General features: G+C 60.0%; 14 protein-coding genes. 6 read left to right on the top strand and 8 right to left on the bottom strand.

From position 1 onward, the window contains the following. Positions 1-600, top strand: a 600-nt coding sequence (locus tag P0D89_RS20650; RefSeq protein ID WP_408361648.1) for a dehydroquinate synthase/iron-containing alcohol dehydrogenase family protein, incomplete at its 5' end; no start/stop codon positions are given. Between the two features lie 24 nt (positions 601-624). Next, on the top strand, positions 625-1,680 hold the full coding sequence (locus P0D89_RS20645; protein WP_408361649.1) for an alpha/beta hydrolase: 1,056 nt from the start codon (positions 625-627) through the stop codon (positions 1,678-1,680). An 858-nt stretch (positions 1,681-2,538) separates the two neighbouring features. Here the strand turns inward: P0D89_RS20645 and P0D89_RS20640 are convergent. Together P0D89_RS20640 and P0D89_RS20635 are read right to left on the bottom strand one after the other, a co-directional pair. Then, positions 2,539-3,783, bottom strand: a complete 1,245-nt coding sequence (locus P0D89_RS20640; protein ID WP_408361650.1) for an MFS transporter — start codon at positions 3,781-3,783, stop codon at positions 2,539-2,541. 540 nt (positions 3,784-4,323) lie between these two features. Further along, a complete protein-coding gene (locus P0D89_RS20635; protein WP_408361651.1) occupies positions 4,324-4,947 on the bottom strand; it encodes a glutathione S-transferase family protein in 624 nt (207 codons plus the stop codon). 790 nt (positions 4,948-5,737) lie between these two features. Here P0D89_RS20635 and P0D89_RS20630 point away from each other — a divergent pair. Genes P0D89_RS20630 through P0D89_RS20620 form a run of 3 tightly spaced genes read left to right on the top strand, consistent with a single transcriptional unit; the run spans position 5,738 to position 9,636 of the window. Next, positions 5,738-6,355: a (2Fe-2S)-binding protein gene (locus P0D89_RS20630; RefSeq protein ID WP_408361709.1), complete on the top strand. Its 618-nt coding sequence runs from the start codon at positions 5,738-5,740 to the stop codon at positions 6,353-6,355. A gap of 13 nt (positions 6,356-6,368) precedes the next feature. Further along, positions 6,369-7,376, top strand: a complete 1,008-nt coding sequence (locus tag P0D89_RS20625; protein ID WP_408361652.1) for an FAD binding domain-containing protein — start codon at positions 6,369-6,371, stop codon at positions 7,374-7,376. 25 nt (positions 7,377-7,401) lie between these two features. Continuing rightward, entirely contained in the window at positions 7,402-9,636 is a 2,235-nt protein-coding gene (locus tag P0D89_RS20620) for a xanthine dehydrogenase family protein molybdopterin-binding subunit (protein WP_408361653.1), read from the top strand. On the opposite strand, the gene P0D89_RS20615 is transcribed toward P0D89_RS20620, so the two are convergent. The 4 genes from P0D89_RS20615 to P0D89_RS20600 form a co-directional block, all read right to left on the bottom strand. Next, on the bottom strand, positions 9,621-10,115 hold the full coding sequence (locus P0D89_RS20615; protein WP_408361654.1) for a cupin domain-containing protein: 495 nt from the start codon (positions 10,113-10,115) through the stop codon (positions 9,621-9,623). The two genes, P0D89_RS20620 and P0D89_RS20615, sit on opposite strands and share 16 nt — an antisense overlap. Before the next feature lie 147 nt (positions 10,116-10,262). After that, the gene (locus tag P0D89_RS20610; RefSeq protein WP_408361714.1) at positions 10,263-10,481 is read right to left on the bottom strand and encodes a hypothetical protein; all 219 of its coding nucleotides are present in this window, start codon (positions 10,479-10,481) and stop codon (positions 10,263-10,265) included. A gap of 296 nt (positions 10,482-10,777) precedes the next feature. After that, a complete protein-coding gene (locus P0D89_RS20605; RefSeq protein ID WP_408361655.1) occupies positions 10,778-11,899 on the bottom strand; it encodes an L-dopachrome tautomerase-related protein in 1,122 nt (373 codons plus the stop codon). 489 nt (positions 11,900-12,388) lie between these two features. Beyond that, entirely contained in the window at positions 12,389-13,846 is a 1,458-nt protein-coding gene (locus tag P0D89_RS20600; protein WP_408361656.1) for an NCS1 family nucleobase:cation symporter-1, read from the bottom strand. 87 nt (positions 13,847-13,933) lie between these two features. On the opposite strand from P0D89_RS20600, the gene P0D89_RS20595 reads away from it, so the two are divergent. Continuing rightward, positions 13,934-14,140 carry a hypothetical protein gene (locus P0D89_RS20595; protein WP_408377030.1) on the top strand — a complete coding sequence of 69 codons (207 nt, stop codon included), beginning with the start codon at positions 13,934-13,936 and terminating at the stop codon, positions 14,138-14,140. A 256-nt stretch (positions 14,141-14,396) separates the two neighbouring features. Here the strand turns inward: P0D89_RS20595 and P0D89_RS20590 are convergent, their stop codons facing one another. Both P0D89_RS20590 and P0D89_RS20585 read right to left on the bottom strand, forming a co-directional pair. Beyond that, positions 14,397-14,825, bottom strand: a complete 429-nt coding sequence (locus P0D89_RS20590; RefSeq protein ID WP_408361657.1) for an ACT domain-containing protein — start codon at positions 14,823-14,825, stop codon at positions 14,397-14,399. Positions 14,826-15,248: 423 nt separating this feature from the next. Beyond that, positions 15,249-16,970, bottom strand: coding sequence for a glycoside hydrolase 5 family protein (locus P0D89_RS20585; RefSeq protein ID WP_408361658.1), 1,722 nt, complete (start codon positions 16,968-16,970; stop codon positions 15,249-15,251). Positions 16,971-17,427: the final 457 nt, after the last annotated feature.

The raw sequence follows: 17,427 nt of genomic DNA, 5'->3' as shown, positions 1-17,427 counted from the left end.
TCCAACGGCGTGGTCGATGCGTTCGTCCATATCGTCGAGCAATACCTGACCTACCCGGTCGATGCAAAGGTGCAAGACCGCTTTGCCGAAGGGCTGCTGATCACGCTGACTGAAGTCGGCCCGCAAGCGCTTGCCGAGCCACACAACTACAGCGTGCGCGCGAATCTGATGTGGACGGCGACGCTGGCGCTGAACGGGCTCATCGGCGCGGGCGTGCCGCAGGACTGGGCCACGCACATGCTGGGCCACGAGATCACCGCGTTGCACGGACTCGACCACGCGCAAACGCTCGCCATCGTGCTGCCGGCGATGTTGACCGTGCGCAAGGAACAGAAACGCGCGAAGTTGCTGCAGTACGCCGCGCGCGTCTGGAACATCACCGAGGGCAGCGAGGACGAACGCATCAACGCGGCGATCGCGGCAACCCGCGCGTTCTTCGAGAGAATGACCGTCGGAACCCGTTTGCGCGACTACCAGATCGGCGGCGGTTCCATCGAAACGCTGATCGCGAAACTGACAGAGCACGGCATGATCGCATTAGGCGAGCACGGCGACGTCACGCCGGAAGTCAGCCGCAAGGTCTATCAGGTGGCCGTTTAAGCCAGAACCGGAGACAGTTCCACGATGAAGTTCACTAAATTCCTCCTGCTCGCGTGCGCCGCCTTCGCCTCAGTTTCCGGCGCAGCGCTTGCCGACGACGGCACGCCTGCGCCTCGCCAGGTGCCTGCGAAGACCATTCCGGTGCCGACGGAAGTCAGCCCCCAGTTGCAAAAGCTCATCGCGGCGCCGCTCAATCCCGCCTGGAATGATCTGTGGACGACGGGCGCGCAATGGAGAACGGCTGCTGACGCACAGGCCGTAAAGGTCATGCAAACGCTCCCGGCCATGCGCCAGCGTCTTGACGTGACGGTGCAGGCATCGACGATCAACGGCGTGAGGGTGCACATCGTGACGCCCAACTATATTCCGCCCGAACATCGCGACAAGGTGCTGGTTCATATCCATGGCGGCTGCTATGAGCTTTACCCTGGCGAGTCGGGTACGGGCGAGGCCATCATCATGGCGGGTCTTGGACACTACAAGGTCATTTCGGTCGACTACCGCATGCCGCCCGAGGCTTATTTCCCCGCGGCGCTCGACGACGTCGAGACTGTGTATAAGTCGGTACTCCAGACGAACGACCCGAAGAATGTGGGCGTTTTCGGGACCTCGGCCGGCGGCGCGCTAGTGCTCGAGCTGATGCTGCGCGCGAAGCAGGAAGGGCTGAAAATGCCGGGTGCGATCGCGCCCGGTACGCCGATGTCCGACCTGACGAAGACTGGCGACTCGTTCTACACGAACGAAAAGGTGGACAATGTCCTGGTGTCGCCCAATGGCTTCTGCCATGCTGCGGCAGTTGTCTACGCGCACGGTCATGATCTTAAGGACCCGCTGCTCTCACCCGTCTATGGAGACATGCATGGCCTTCCGCCAGCGATCCTGACCACGGGAACACGCGACTTGCTGCTCAGCAACACGGTCCGTGTGCACCAGAAGCTTCAGCAGTCCGGCGTCGATGCACAACTCGAAGTCTTCGACGGAATGTCGCACGCTCAGTACCAGATGGATGATCGCGTGCCCGAGGACAAAGCGGCATTCGCAGAAATCACTCAATTCTTCGACAAGCGCCTCGGCCGTTGATCCCCATTCGAGAGGAGCGGTTTGCTCCTCTCGGCAAGGCAGTTGACGCGTTATCCAGCTGGGGAATATATGCACCGCAATCTTCTGCGCCAGCCAGAAAAACGTGGCTTCCTTCGCCGTTATTTGATCGGCCGCGCGTAAAGTGTCGACTGGCCGCGGAGGTACCGATGGCCCTCGTAGTTTCTTTCTCTGGAGGCAATGTAGAGGCAACGACTCATGTCCACTTCGACGGGATTCGATGCCACCATGTCGCCGCGCGCGCCATTCCCGTTGGGCGCACCCGTGCATTGAAGGAAAAGTAGAAGCGGTACGGAAGTAACACTGGAAGCGGTATTGCGAACGGCAACCCGCTGCGCGCGACGAGTCGGCGCACAGGTTCACGTTCATGGTTCTTCCGGCGCCGATCCGCCTCGAAGGGATAGCTGGATGCGGATGCGCCTGTCATCCGTCTGCCAACGCCAGCATCGAACCAGTACACCGCTTCGTACTCTGCGTTTATACCGCTTTCCTGCGACGCGTTGCTGGTTTGGCGGTCGGCACGGCGCGAGGCGACCTGGTCGGGCGTGGTGTCTTCCGGACTCCGGTCGCGGCGGCCGACTGCTGGCTTTCCCGCGCACGCGCTTCCGCCTCACGAAGCGTCATCACCTCCGCCTGCAGCCGCGGGTTCTCCGCCTGAACAGCATCAAGCCGCCCCCGCAGCACGCCCGCCTGATGACGTACGTCACCCAGCTGTGGTCGAAAGGGAGGTTCGCATCGAACAGCTTGCCGGCCAGGCCTTGCACGAACATCTCCGCACGCGAGACCAATGCGGAGCGGTTACTGGTGGCCAAGTCCGAGCGCGCACTGGCCCGCGCGCTATTACGGTCGCACCTGCCCCGTGAGCTCCGCATTGGCGAAAATCTTTTCGGTCGCGCCGAAACAGCCGATTGCCGCCAGCCCCAGGAGCGCCAGCGCACTCCCGAACCAGAAATCGGCGGGAATGCCGACGCGATCGACTACCGTACCGCCTACCGACGAGCCGACTGCAATCGCGACCTGGATGACGCCAACGAACAGCGCCGACCCTGCCTCGGGCAGATCAGGCGTTGCGAGTTGCATCCACACGCTAAGACATAGCGGAATGGCGCCAAATGCGACGCCCCACACGAGTATGGCAACGATCACCGCAGGCTCGGAATGCCGCAGCAGCGGCGTCGCCAATAGTGCGAACATGAGCAGCGACACGACCGTCACCAGCGACGCTTTCAGCTTGCGCGTAACGATCGCCGAGAAAGCGAAGTTGGAAACGAACCCCACGAAGCCGAACCCGAGCAGCAGCAATGTAATGCCGGACACGCTGAAGCTGGCGTTTTGCAGCAGGAACGGCGCAATGTACGTGTAGGACGAGAAGTGAGCGCCAAAGATCAGTGCGACCATTAGCAAACTTCTGCGCGGAAAAGCGCGGCGGCATAGCGTGACCAGATCCGCCATGCGTAACGCAGCCGTCGACGGCAGCGAAGGAATCAGGAACGCCTGCGCGGCGAGCGCGACGGCCACCAGCACGCCGGTCGCCATGAACGACGTGCGCCAGGACGCCAGGCCGGCGATGAAGGTGCCGAGCGGTACTCCGATCACCGTTGCGCATGTGACCCCGGTGAGGATCGCCGCTGTCGCCTTTGCGGCATCGTGTGCCCGTACCAGCCGTCCAGCAGCCGCCAGCGCAAGTGTCCAGAATCCGCCCAGACTCGCGCCGAGCATCGCGCGACCCAGCAGCATGAACGCAAAATTGGAAGCTAAGGCCGATATCAGATTGGACGCCAGTAGCAATACCGACAGCATCAGCAGGATCCGGCGCCGGTCAATGCGTCCGGCACCTAGCATCATCCCCGGCGCCGAAAGAGCGGCAATGACGCCAGGAACGGTCACCATCAGCCCGGCCGTGCCGGGCGTGACACCGAGATCCCGACCAATCTGCGGCAACAGACCGACTGGCAAAAACTCCGTCGTGACAAACGCGAATGCGCCAATGGTCACCGACCCGACCGCCAGCCAGGAGCGCAATGGAGTCGGGGCGGCGTTGTCCGGCCGATCATTATCAGCCGCCTGATTCTGTTCCATCATCATGATTCTGTTTTCAGTCTACGTATGGGTAATCGGGGGTTGCGACGGGCGCGGCCGCGCCGTAGGTCCACTCGTTTGGGAGAAATAGCATCAAAGAAAAAGCCCTGTTTCCAGAGCCGCTATTCATTGATGGACAGGCGGCGTGGTCCGAGCTTCCACGACGTCTAACGACGAATGATGCTCGTGACGATAACGCTGCGAAGCGCCCGCCTCTTACAACCGGCGGGTCGCGGACATCATCAACGTTGTTTGTGCTGCCGGGCGCAGACACATATCGACCGCTGCCCCCGAAAGGGACGACACCATATCACCTCCCCGGCTGTCGTGCTGGATAAGCAAGTGCGTCAAGAAGACTCATCAGAACGCCAAAGCGTTCGCCAGCAGTGGTCGTCGCTCCATTAACAAGTCAACCGCCGATATAGCTTGTTCGCCTGGAGACCGACGAGCAGCTAGAGCGAGCTGCCGCTTCGAGCATTAATAACGGCAGTGAACAGCCTCAAGCCCCAATGAAAGCGTGGCGTCCTGATGGTTTCGAACGCAGGCTTAGGCTTCCGCGACGCTTGGCCGCGCTCCGACGCGGGCGCGCCAGTCTTTGAGATATGTAAGTGTGTCGGGCACCTCGATCTTGAGGAAATCTGCGAGGCTCAGTCCGGCGAAAGTGGTGATGTCGACCATGGAGAAACTATCGCCTGCAAGATACGGTTGCCCGCTCAAGACCTGGTTCAGATAGTGCATGCCGGCAATGCCGCGCTTGAGGCTTCGTTCGCCCCATTCGCGGTTCTGGTAGAGCTCGATCGTTTCACCCAACCCCGGTGTGGCGTGGTGAAAGTAGGTCCCTAGGGCATCCATCAATTCGACTTCGGCCCGGCGCTGCATCATGTGAATAATCGCGCGTTCCCTACCGGTACGGCCAGTGAGCGTCGGCTCGCCCTCCAGGTGGTCGAGGTACTCGGTGATCGCCGTGCATTCAGAGATCATGGTGCCGTCATCGAGCTCGAGCACCGGTACCAAGCCAGACGGATTTTTGGCAAGGAAATCCGGAGCTCTATGTGCGCCGGCAAGCAGATCGACATGAATGAACTCGACGCGGCTGGTGAGACCTTTCTCGGCAATCGCGATACGAACGCGGGCGGGATTAGGGAAACCTTTGAAATCGTAAACCTTCACTGCTAATGCTCCGGAACATGAAAATGGCAAACAAGGGGCGATGCAAGGACGGGCGCACATTTAGCGCCCGCTTTGAGTCTACCGGTTCCTTGTCATGCATGCGTGCCGCAGAAGTCGGCATCAGAGCAGCCGGGAATGGAACGGCTGCTCGCGGCTCGACATGCGGCGATCGAAGGCAGCGCTTCGATCAGCCTATTGCTGGCTGTGACAGATCTTCGAGCGTTTGGCTGCGCGACCGAATTCGAAAATCCGTTTCATCGCCGTTCGCCGACAACTGTCGCATCCCATTTCACCGTTCAGCCTGGTGCGACGAAACGCCGCCGGCGAGTTGGCCTCGATCGGCGCAGGAAATCAAGGAGCAAATCCACGATTCCATGCAGCGGGTCCGGGGAGACGCCAGCCATGCGCAGGAAACCGGAACGAAGATGCGCGAGATCACTCACGAGATCAGGCGCGTGACGACATCATGGGTGAAATTGCCGCAGCGTCGCAGGAACAGAGCAAGGGCATCGGCCAGGTCAACCAGGCCGTCACGCAGATGGACGAAGTCACTCGACTTGACTCGCGCCCGGCCTGGTCCCGCCATGCCTCCCGCTCAGACTTCAAAAATGACAGGAGTTTCATCTTGCTGTTAGTCCAATTTTATATGGCCGATGTTAGAAAGAAGAGCTCGGTCAAACACGCGTCGACGCAATACGTCGTCGTTCCCCGACCCATAATTCAGCGGAGAATTCGATTCATGGACGAAGAGTCCCGGAAACCAGGCACGAGCCAAAGTGATGCCGAGACGGTGTTCCAACGCGTGACACGTCGATCTTTCCTGGGCCGCGTGGGTGCCGCCGGCATCACGATTGGCGCCGGACAACTTTCCTCAGTCGCACATGCGGCTTCCGGCAGTGTTGACCAGGGTGAAACACCATCCACCGACCTGAGCGCAGATAGTACCAACGTACATGTCCGGTTGAACGTCAACGGCACCAACCACGAACTGGATATCGATCCCCGCACGACACTGCTCGATTGCGTACGCGAACATCTCCGGCTTACCGGCACAAAGAAGGGTTGCGACCACGGCCAGTGCGGCGCCTGCACGGTGCATGTAGACGGCAAGCGTGTGAATTCCTGCCTAAGCCTTGCCGCCACCCATGAGGGCGAGGCGATCACGACCATCGAAGGCCTTGGACGGCCGGGCAATCTGCATCCGATGCAGGCCGCCTTCGTCGAGCACGACGGTTTTCAGTGCGGGTACTGTACGTCCGGCCAGATCATGTCGGCTGTGGCGCTGCTCAACGAGCCTTACGGTCACAGCGACGAGGACGTCAAGGAAGCCATGAGCGGAAATATCTGCAGGTGCGGCGCCTATTCGAACATCGTCTCCGCGATCCAGCAAGTTCGCCGGAAAGCTTAAGCTGAGCATACGAATGGAACTCTTTCAACTCAAGCGCGCGTCCAGCGTCGCACAGGCACTCGACATCGCGCAGACGGATACCGGCAGCCAGCAAAATGGCGCGTCGATGCGCTTTCTGGCCGGCGGCACAACACTGCTCGACCTGATGAAGCTCGATGTGGAGCGTCCGACGCAGGTCATTGACATCCATCGCCTGCCACTCGCTCAGGTCGAAGCGATCGACGGTGGCGGCGTCACGATCGGCGCGACGGTGCGCAATTCCGATCTCGCGAATCATCCCCTGATCAAGACACACTATCCTGTCCTGTCTCAGGCGTTGCTTTCCGGTGCGTCGGCCCAGTTGCGAAACATGGCGACGACCGGCGGCAACCTGTTGCAGCGTACACGCTGTGTCTACTTTCGCGATACTGCCACGCCATGCAACAAGCGTGAGCCTGGCACGGGTTGTTCTGCAATCGGTGGGTTCAATCGAAACCTCGCAATTCTGGGGATCAGCGATCACTGCATCGCGACGAACCCCTCGGACATGAGTGTCGCAATGACTGCACTCGAGTCCACGATCCATGTCGAAAGCAGCCAGGGCAAGCGAAGCATCGCGATTGATGACTTCTTCTTGTTGCCCGGGGCCACCCCCGAACGCGAAACCACGCTCAATCAAGGCGAGCTCATAACCCATGTGACGCTCCCTGCGCCGGCTCCCGGCAGTCACAGCGTCTATCTGAAACTGCGCGATCGCGCATCGTATGAATTTGCGTTGGCGTCGGCAGCGGTCGTCATGACCGTATCGTCGGGCAGCATCGTCCGCATCAGGATCGCACTTGGCGGTGTCGGCGTTAAGCCCTGGCGCTCGCGCGAGGCCGAAGCCGCGTTGCTCGGCCGCGCGCCCGAGCCCGCGGCCTTCCAGGCGGCGGCCGAGGCCGCGCTCCAGTCAGCGCGCCCGCAAAGCCAGAACGGCTTCAAGGTTGAACTTGCTAAACGCTGCATCCAGCAAGCACTCAAGTTGGCCACACAGACTGCTTGACCCAGGTTCGCGACGCGGAGAGAACGTGCAATTAGCCAGCAATAAAACGCAACCGGTCATCGGCGGCGGCTTTACCCGAATTGACGGACCATTTAAGGTCAGCGGTGCGGCGACGTACACGTCGGATTTCAACTTTCCAGGGATGCTTTACGCCGTACCGGTTTGCGCGACAATCGCCAAGGGACGCATCAATCAACTGGAAACGGCCGCTGCCTCGAAGATGCCAGGGGTCCGGGCTGTCTTCACACGCGAAAACATCGGAAAGTTCTATCGCATCGGCTTCGGACCAAGAATCGACGAAAGACGCCCGCCGCTCGACGACGACATCATCTCGTATTTTGGCCAATACATTGCAGTTGTAGTGGCCGATACGTTCGAGCAGGCAACCGCCGCGTCCAGTGCAGTGAAGGCGCGGTATGCGCAGAGTCAACCCGATGTAACGAGCCGGATGCCGGCGGAAGGAACGCCGTCCGTCGACACACAGCGCGGCGACGCGGGGGCCGCATTCGCGGCCGCCTCTGAGGCGCTGAAGCTCGACCAGATCTACACGACGCCGGTCGAAACGCACAACCCAATCGAACTGCATGCCACAGTGGCAGTATTCGATGGCGCGAACTACACGCTTTACGAAACGACTCAGTCGATCGTCAACCAGCGGCAGATGATGGCACAAATGCTCGGCGTGCCGGAAGACCAGGTACGCGTCATCATGAAGTATCTGGGCTCCGGATTCGGCGGCAAGCTGTTTCCGTGGTCCCACTCGCTGCTCGCTGCCGCCGCGGCCCGCAACCTGCGGCGGCCCATCAAGCTGGTGCTGACCCGAGAGATGATGTTCCAGAACGTGGGGCACCGCCCGGCCACAGAGCAACGCATACGCTTGTCGGCAACCCGCGATGGACGATTGACATCGTTGCAGCAACACTACGTCTATCAAGTAGCCCGCCTCGATACACGCAAAGAGAATTGCGGTGAGGCGACAGGCTATCTCTACAGCTCGCCGAACCTGCAAGTGACTGCCGCCTATGCGCGCCGGGACATCGCGCCCAGTACATCGATGCGCGGCCCGGGCGCCGTCCCTGGCTTGTTCGCAGTCGAATCGGCCGTCGACGAGCTCGCCATCAAGCTCAATATCGACCCCGTCCAGTTGCGTCTGGTCAATGAGCCGGCGATTGACGAAAGCCTGAACGTGCCGTTCTCCTCCCGGCACCTCAAGGAATGCCTGACGCGCGGCATGGAACAATTCGGCTGGGCGGCACGCAAGGCGGCGGTCGGCTCGATGCGGCGTGACGGTCTGGTGATCGGCTGGGGCGTCGCAGCGGGGTCGTGGCAGGCGCAGCGATCCGCTGCCGAAGCCATCGTTGAACTGAACGCTGACGGAACGGCGCGCGTTTTGACAGCGACTCAGGACATTGGCACCGGGACGTACACCATACTCGCTCAGATGGTGGCAAATGTGACCGGGATCGCGTTCGACAGAATTTCGGCCGTGATCGGTGATACCCGCTTGCCCCCCGGCCCGATGTCGGGGGGCTCGAGGGCTTCGGCGTCGCTGGTTCCGGCTGTAACACAGGCGGCACAAGTGGCCGTCCAGCACCTTTTGCTCACCGCAGCCGAGGCAGCTAACTCGCCCTTCAGCGGGCTGAAGGTGGAAGCGCTTGGCTTTGAGCAAGGAATGGTCTACCGCAAAGGAACCTCACCGGGAGCGGGCGTGCCCTTCGAGCGGATCCTGGGGCCGGCAGGGATCAACACGGTGGTGGGAAGGGGCCGGTCCGGCCCGAATCAGGACGATCCTGACGCAAAGCACGTGTCGGTACACTCGTACTGCGCGCATTTTGTCGAGGTTACATGGCAGCCGGAAACAGCGCGGTTGCGAATCAGCCGCGTGGTGAGCGTGATTGATGGAGGCAAGATCATTAACGCCCGTACGGCCCGTAACCAGATCGAAGGAGCCGTGGTGATGGGTGTCGGTATGGCGCTATTCGAGGAGACGAACTATGACAGCCGTTCCGGTGCCCCGATCAACCGCAGCCTCGCCGACTACGTCATGACCACGCATGCCGATGCACCGAAGATCGACGTCACGTTCCTCGACTATCCCGATCTCGCATTGAATTCACTCGGCGCACGCGGTGTCGGTGAGATAGGGATCGCGGGTATTGCGCCAGCGGTTGCGAATGCTGTCTATCACGCGACGGGCGTGCGCGTGCGTAATCTTCCGGTTCGGATCGAAGACCTGTTGACGGCTCAGGTGTCCTTGTAGCCCGGCATCCCCTTATGGTCACCGAGCGGTCTGATTGGCCAGTCCGTCCAGCGGTCCGCGCGCGTAAGTTCGTGCGCTTCGTTGAGCGGATACCGAACACGGTTGTCATCGCGCGGGCGTTCGCCGATCACCATCAGCCTGACTTCATCTTTGGTATTGTTGATGAAAGTGTGGCAGATGCCGGTGCCTGCCGGAAACGCAACTGAGTCGCCTTCAGCAACAGGGTGCAGCACGCCGTCGATCCAGACATCAGGCTTGCCATGAAGCACATAGACGAACTCCTGTTCAGTACTTTCGGCGTGCGGGTATGAAGTGCGCCGACCCGGCAAAAGCCTCACATGATGAATGCCAATCCGCGTAATGCCCATCGCAGCGGAAAGCGGCGCGTCAAGGCCCATCAGCTCGGAATCGCCGGGATAGGAATGCGCATAGGGTTCTTCCAGTTCGGTCCAGTGTTTGATGAAATCAGGGCGGCGCATCGCTTGTTCTCCTTTAGGACGAGCAACGATGATAGCTGGTCATCGAAAGAACGAAGGCGATCCTGGAGCAAGAATATTCCGGGCGCCGGAAGCAACCGCGGGCTTCAGTCTAAACAGTTAGTCAACCTGATTGTACGCGGCATGGTTTTAGTCACGCACGAGAAGGCCCGCCGCGATGTTCGCTATCGCCTGGCCGCCGCATTCGTGGTTCTTGCTGCTCGACGTGTCGGCGAAATCGTCGAAAATATCCATCAATATCCGCAGCGACGCAGACCCTCTGTCAAGCCGGACACAACGTTCGAAGCGATTGCGGCTGACAACCGCATTTCGGAACGGGGGTAGCGGATGCGGCAGCGTCTGCCGCATCCGCTTGTGACTCATACGCCCCAGCGAGCATGGCTCGGCCAGTGGCAGCCGACCGCCTTCCCCGATGGCGCGCACGTGAAAATCACGAACATGCCATATGCGCCGAGGTCCGAGCAGCCGAGCCTCGCCAGCGTCGGCGCTGGACTCAACCGGACCGCCTGGAGCGGATCAATGCGCACTGCCCGTCGCGGCGCCTACAGGCGCCCGACCGACGGTACTGGGCGGCGTGAGCCCCGTGCGAGTCTGGATGCAGGCGAGCAAGGCTCCCTGACTTCCACCTATGCGCTAGCCGAAACTCATCCGGCCAGCTTCACCCTGAAAATGGTGAATGGCCCGGAACGCGGCAGATGATTCTTGAATGTCACTTCCCAGAGGTGGGAGTCTGCGATGTAGAGATATCCTTGACTGATAGCGAAGCCATCCGCCCAGGAGAGCCGCCCGGGAGCGCGTGCGAAGAGGCGCGATTTCACTTTTTGTGTAGCGGGATCAATATCGAGCGCAACGACGGTGCTGTGTTCGAGATCGCCGCCGTAGAGCGTCCCATGCTGGTCCATGATCAAACCGCCGGTCAGTTCGGCCGAGCCGAGATATTGGACCTTGCGCGACAGTTGGGCGGGGGGCAGCCGGGCGTCGATCAGGGCACTTGTTGGCACCCGCCAGTAGTTGTGATCGGTCAGCGGCCGGTAGTAGACCCATTTGGCATCCGGGGAGAACGCGATGCCGTCGGCGTGGATCGCGACCTGCTTGCCATCGTTAGTTTCCGCAGGCTGATCGCCGATCATCAGATGCTGTTGGGGATCGGCAAAGGTTGAGCGGTCGCCGACCAGAACCTGCCGCGATCTCCCGGTTTTAAGATTCAGTATGACCAGGCTACCGCGATTGCCGATGTTGGTCAGGTACGCGTACCCATGGACGAGGTCGATGCGCACATCGTTGAGGGAGTCGGTAGGGGCAACGGTGCCATCGAAGCCATAGCTGCGGATCACCTTGTTGCTGCCGAGGTCGAACTCGACCAGCTTGGGCTTTGCGCCCGCACCAGCGGCCGTGAGTACCGCTCGCCCGGAATCGAGCACCCACAGATGGTCGGCTTTGTCCACCCACATCGCCTGCGGGACCGCCCACTCGTGCTCCGTGTCCGTGCCGGAGGTATTCCAGGCCTGATCGGGATACGGTGTCACCGCGCCGGTTTGTATATTGACCTCGACGAGCCTGTCGCCGGATTGGGCTGCGGGGGCGCTGGCGAAGACGCGGCCTTCGTGAGACACACCCATGCCAACGAGCTTGAACGTGTCGAAAGTCTTGACGGTTTCGAGAGGTGGCCCGTAGTCGCCTTTCGGCTGGGCCGATACAACCGGTGAGATACCGGCGGCGATGGCGGCACAGAGCAGCGCGGCGCTCGCAAGCTTCGCTATTTTCACTGCATGTCTCCCATGTTAAGTGATCTCTTAGTTCAGACTGTAGCAGAAAGGCGCAGAACGTTATCCCGACTTTTCTCGATTCACGGTCCGAGCATGCAGGTCCGCTGCTTGAGCGGAGCAGCCACTTGAATGACCGCGTAACGTCGATGGCGAACGGCAACAACGGGCCGACTGTACCCGTTCGGCTTACTGCGCCGTAAGTTGACGTTCGAAAACATTACCTTGCGCCAGCGGCAGCTTTGGGGCGGCATAGCTCAGCGGGTACTACCGGCCATCTTCAGACCTTCGTCGACGCCGTTGCGCGGACATTCGGACGTCAGGTTTCGGGCTGAAAGTGCCCTTCCTTGAACGATGCCATCAGGCGGGTCGTCGGCCGAATCTGCGATTCGCGAGCCGCACGCGGCTAACGTGACCGACCGCCCGCTTCTGAGAGGCACTCGGCGGTGCCGCGCCAGTGCTTGACACCACCTGATCGGGCTGGAAAGACCCTTAAACGCGGGTAGGGGCGATCGCGGTACGCGGCCGCAGCGTCGCCATGATCAGATACATGCCGCCGCCGATCACCACGCCGAAGAACCAGCCATATGTATTCCACCAGGCCGGCAGCAGGTTGGTGAAGTTGGGCAGGAAGGTCGAAAACACGCTGCCGACCGCCGCCGCCGCCAGCGCGTTGACGTTCCAGCCGCCTTCGTAGCGATACTCGCCGTGCTCCTGGTAGAGCGCGGCGACGTTGATGTTTCCCTTGGCCACCAGATAGTAGTCCACCAGGATGATCCCCAGCAGCGGGCCCATCGTGGCGCCGATGGCGTTGACGAAGTGCGCGGCGTTGCCTTCCCACGGCGCAAAGGGGTAGAGCACCAGCGCGATGGCTGCAGCGATGAAACCGCCCTTCCTGAAGCTGATCTGCCTGGGGAACGTGTTGGAGATGTCGAACGCCGCCGAGACGAAATTGGCCACCACGTTGATGCCTAGCGTGGCGACTGCGAAGGTCACCGCCGCGATGAGTGCCAGTATCCAGCTGTCGAACTTGGCTGAGATCTGCTCGGGGTGCAGCAGCACTTCGCCGTACACCCTGAAGGCGGCGATAGTGGTGACGCCGGCGACCAGCGAGAACGCAATCAGGTTGACCGGCAGGCCCCACAGATTTCCTTTCTTGACTGCGTCGCGGTTCTTCGCGTAGCGCGAGAAGTCGCAAAAGTTCAGGTACAGCGCCGCGAAGTAGGTGATCCAGGTCGCGCCTACGGCCATCAACGCCCAGAACGAGCCGGGCTCGCCGCTGACGCCGGTGTCCCTGGTCTTTTCGAGCAGCGCGGCCATCGGTATGCCATGCTCGAACGAGAAGCCGCCGGCCTTCACGCACAGGCCGATCGCCAGGATCAGCATCGCGATCCACACCGCCGGACCGGCCAGGTCCTGGAACTTGCGCACCGTTTCCATGCCCTTCTGAATGATCAGCAACTGCAGCGCCCAGACGATGAAGTAGCAGATCACCTCCAGCCCCGAGTGGCCGAGGAAGTGCGTGCCCTTGTGGAACTCCATCAGGCTGGTGCTGCGGATCAACAGCGCAACTATCGCGCTCGAAGCCGCTGCCGTCTGCGCGCCGTACCAGAAGCAGGCCACCACGGCGCGCACCAGCGCCGCGAGGTTGGCGCCCCACACGCCGAAAGAGGCGCGCGCCAGCACCGGGTATGGCACGCCGGTCTTCTCACCGGCGTAGCCGATCAGATTCATCAGCGCGAAGATCACGAGTGAGCCGAGCCCGATCGCCAGCACAAAGTTGGTAAAGCTGCCGCACAGCAGGAACAGGCTGGCGGCGAGGTAGTAGCCCCAGAGGCTGTGCACGTCCGAGGTCCAGACGTTGAAAATGCTAAAGGCACCCCAGTTGCGCACCCTGGCGGGGGCGAGATCTTCGTTGTAGAGGCCGGGGGAAGGGTTGCGGATTTCCATCTGTCATCTCCTTTGAGTTCGTAGAACTGAGGAAACACCGCAAGATGACCCTGGGCGGCGATACCCCCGCGTCTGAAGCAAGCTCGTATGCAAGAACTGTATGTACTTTGCGGCACAGTTCTGGATGGGTTAACCCTAATCGAGATGCATGCTCGCGCAAGCCAACCGTCCGATCCGACGCACAATGAGCGCAATCGCAAGTTCGTCGTTGTTGTCCATATGACCGCGCAAATCAATAAAATTGCGCGACGCCTACCGTTGCTGCGTCCCGCTCGCAATCTGTGGGGCCGTTGATGCGGAGATGGCTGGAGGACCCCACGCCGAAGGGTTCGATGTGGGGGCAACCCGATTCAAATGCCGTGTTTGATTGGCCTCCGATGGTCCCGCATCGGGCGAAAGCTGGCGTTCGTCGGATGCGACCTCAAATGGCGGAAGTGGGTTGCAGCCGATCGCTTGCTCACGAGTTTCGAGCTTCGTATGCCCATCACATGAGACAACACCCGGCCCGGTTTGCGTCTGGCGGGAGCCCTCTTGATCCTCAATCCGAAAACTAAACACCTTTTGCTGGCAGCTGCGGGCCGCCTCCATCAGTTTGCAACTGACGAAGTACCTGCATCGCCGTCTGTGCCGCTTCGAGAGGCACAAAAATATGATCATGGTACGCGCCCGCCACGACGTTACAGCTGATGCCGGAATGACCTGATGCCCTCGCGAACGCTGCGGTCAGCCCCACCGCCTCCAAGGATGAATTGACGGTCAACGTAATCCAGGCGCATTTGAACAGCGCAATCAAACCGCTGATCCGCGCATCCGTCTCGCTCGTCACAACCGACAAGCCCTCGGGCTCGCGAATTGACGCAACGATGACGGCTGGGTCAATGGCATAACCATCCTTGACCGAAGCAAACACAAACACGCCCGGGTTAAGCACCGGCTCCAGTGTATTTAACAATACCGAAAGATCCGATACTGGGTTCATGTCACATCCTGTGCGGCATAGCTCCAAGTGATTTAGGCCCCGCTGGATTGTGGACATCAGCGGAGTGTTGACCGATTTGAGCCTGTTATCGAATGAATAGACTGGCCGGCCGCCCCCCTCGGCGATCGGCAGCACGCCACCCTGAAGGGACGCTCGATTTTGCGGAAAGCGGCCGTTCAAAATTGTAGGCTGTGACCATATCTGCTCTTTTGATTTTGTGCCAGCAACTGAGCCAGTCCTAATGGCCATCCCAGCTGCTCGAAAACACCAATGGGCTCGGAAATATCGGCCGACATCCTTGATCACTGTTGGCATCTTTCGGAGAGAGGTTGGATCCACAGCGCGACCTTGAATGCCCGGTGACAAAGTCGCGCTGTTGGATTTACACGTTCTTGGCGGTTGACGCTTGGTGCGGCGCAAACATTATGTACCGCTCGTTGGCTGCTGCTGTCGATTTGCCACGGACGTTGGACATCCACTGCCTGCGGGCGTGGAAGGAGTGCCAGGAACTCCATCCAGATTCACTCCGATGACGCGATAGCATGGCTTTGACTGTCCGGTCGTATCGACCCAACCGCCTCCTGCATCGGTCGTGCAATTCTGGCACGGCGTCGTCCAGTTTCCGTTCGCCTGCAGCATCTGCACGGAGTAAGTGGGGGAACCTGCTGCACCTTCAAATTCGACATGTCCGCTGTCGGTGGCTGTAATCACCGGCGCTCCCACGAGTTCATGCGAAGGCGCAGCGCTAAATCCATTCATTGTGTAACCGTGTTGGCGCAGCATTTGTGCTCGCTGAGCCATGTCTGCGGCGGTATTGGAAAGCGTGGTGATGCCCGTGTAATACAGCGCCCACCAGTTGCCGTCTTCGGTCGCTTCGCAATTGGGTTGGCATCCTCCATTGGCTGGGATTGGCAACCAGCCCTGCCCGCTTGCATGCGATACCAACGCCCAGAAATTGTCGCCCGCAATATTGGAATCGGAAGCGATGCCATCCAGAAACGTCTGCAGCGCCGCGGTGGTCTGGTAGTCGGTATGATCCCATCCGTATTCAATCATGGCGTAAGCCTTGCCGGCGGCAACGACTTGCGCAGCTATTGTATGAACCTGAGGTGTATTGCCAGTAACCTTCGCGTTCGCCGCTGAAGGCGTCCAGTGCGGATACCATTCGTTAGCAAAAATATCGACATTGGACGCGCTGAGTACAGGCGATGCCGGAATGGCTGCTCCGTTCTGGCTGATGTCGATGAATAGCTGCTTGTTGTTGATGGATTTGAAATAAGTCGATACGTTGTTCAACCACGCCGTCATTTGTGCGTCGGATACCGCGGGCGGGACGACCACACCGGAGGGTGTGAAGGTTATGGCACTAAGGTCGAGATTGAGATTATTGCCATCCACCCATCCGAGGAAGGTTGGATCATCCTTATATGCAAGCCCTGTCAGCGGATTCACGTGGGTCAGTATCGCCCGCATATGTTGCTTGTAATCATCTATCAAATTCGGATCGGTTAGAAATGCCGTCGCGCAACTGGAACTGGATATGTTGCGCCACGTACAATACCAGTTGTAGGACTCACCTGATCCCGTCCCGCCCGCATCGCCATCGAACTCGCCGATCAGCTTTATTCCATACTTGCGCGCTTCGGCAACCACCATATCCATGTGCGCGAACGCGGCATCGTTGAACACGCCTTGAGCCGGTTCAATACACAACGGACATCCAACCGTATCGCCGAGTGTCTGCGCACGGATCACGGTCACACCCATGTCATGCGCGGTCGCGAGCGCATCGTCCACCTCGTACTGCGTTGGATAGCTATAGCTCCCAACAGGTATCGACTTCGACGGTGCGGGGCCGTAGTTCTTCAACCCCAGATACTCGACATTCGCCCCCGAGAACCGGAAATGCTGGCCCGCGACCATCAATTTCGAACCTTCCCGCGTCACGAACGAGTGCGCAAATTGCGCAGCGCTGACGCCTGGCACGTTCGAGCGTTGAGCGGCCGTGCCTGCTGGATCGGGTGGGGACGAATCCAAAGATGAGCCACCGCACGCAGCAAGCAAGACGAGAATCGCTCCGGCTCCCACGCACTTGACTGCTCGCAACGGGCTTCTCATCGCAGATCTAAGCGCAATCGTTGACATACTTTGTCTCCTCCAGAATTATCGTCGATTATTTAATATGCAGTACGTAATGTATTTGAAATTTTGTGTCCTATCCAACCAGTAGGTCGCCGAGTTCACCTCTTCCGCACTGTCGATGTTTGGGCTGTGGAAGGGAATTTTCCTGTCGGCGTCCGGGACGCCAAATCCAGGTCGCCACCGCGAGAAGCGCCCCCCCAAGCATAGCGTCAACAACGCGCCGATAAAGGGTCTCTTAATGAGGATGTACTGACAACGAGTAATTTCACTAATTTTTAGTTTGTTTAGCTAAACAAAAGCCATGATTACCTGTCTGCTTGTTTGATTCTTGATATTGAGCGTGTCCATGATCCCCGGACCAGCATCTACAGCTCCCGGGTGGACAGCCACAAGCACCCCAATTCCTATGGCTGAAACTGGCTGACTCCCGCCTGACGGCGGGTTGACTCGGGTTCAACCG

The organism is Paraburkholderia sp. RL18-085-BIA-A (assembly GCF_046027075.1).
Taxonomy (GTDB): domain Bacteria; phylum Pseudomonadota; class Gammaproteobacteria; order Burkholderiales; family Burkholderiaceae; genus Paraburkholderia.
The sequence above is the reverse complement of the archived record's forward strand: the minus strand, read 5'-3'. Positions and strand labels throughout refer to the sequence as shown.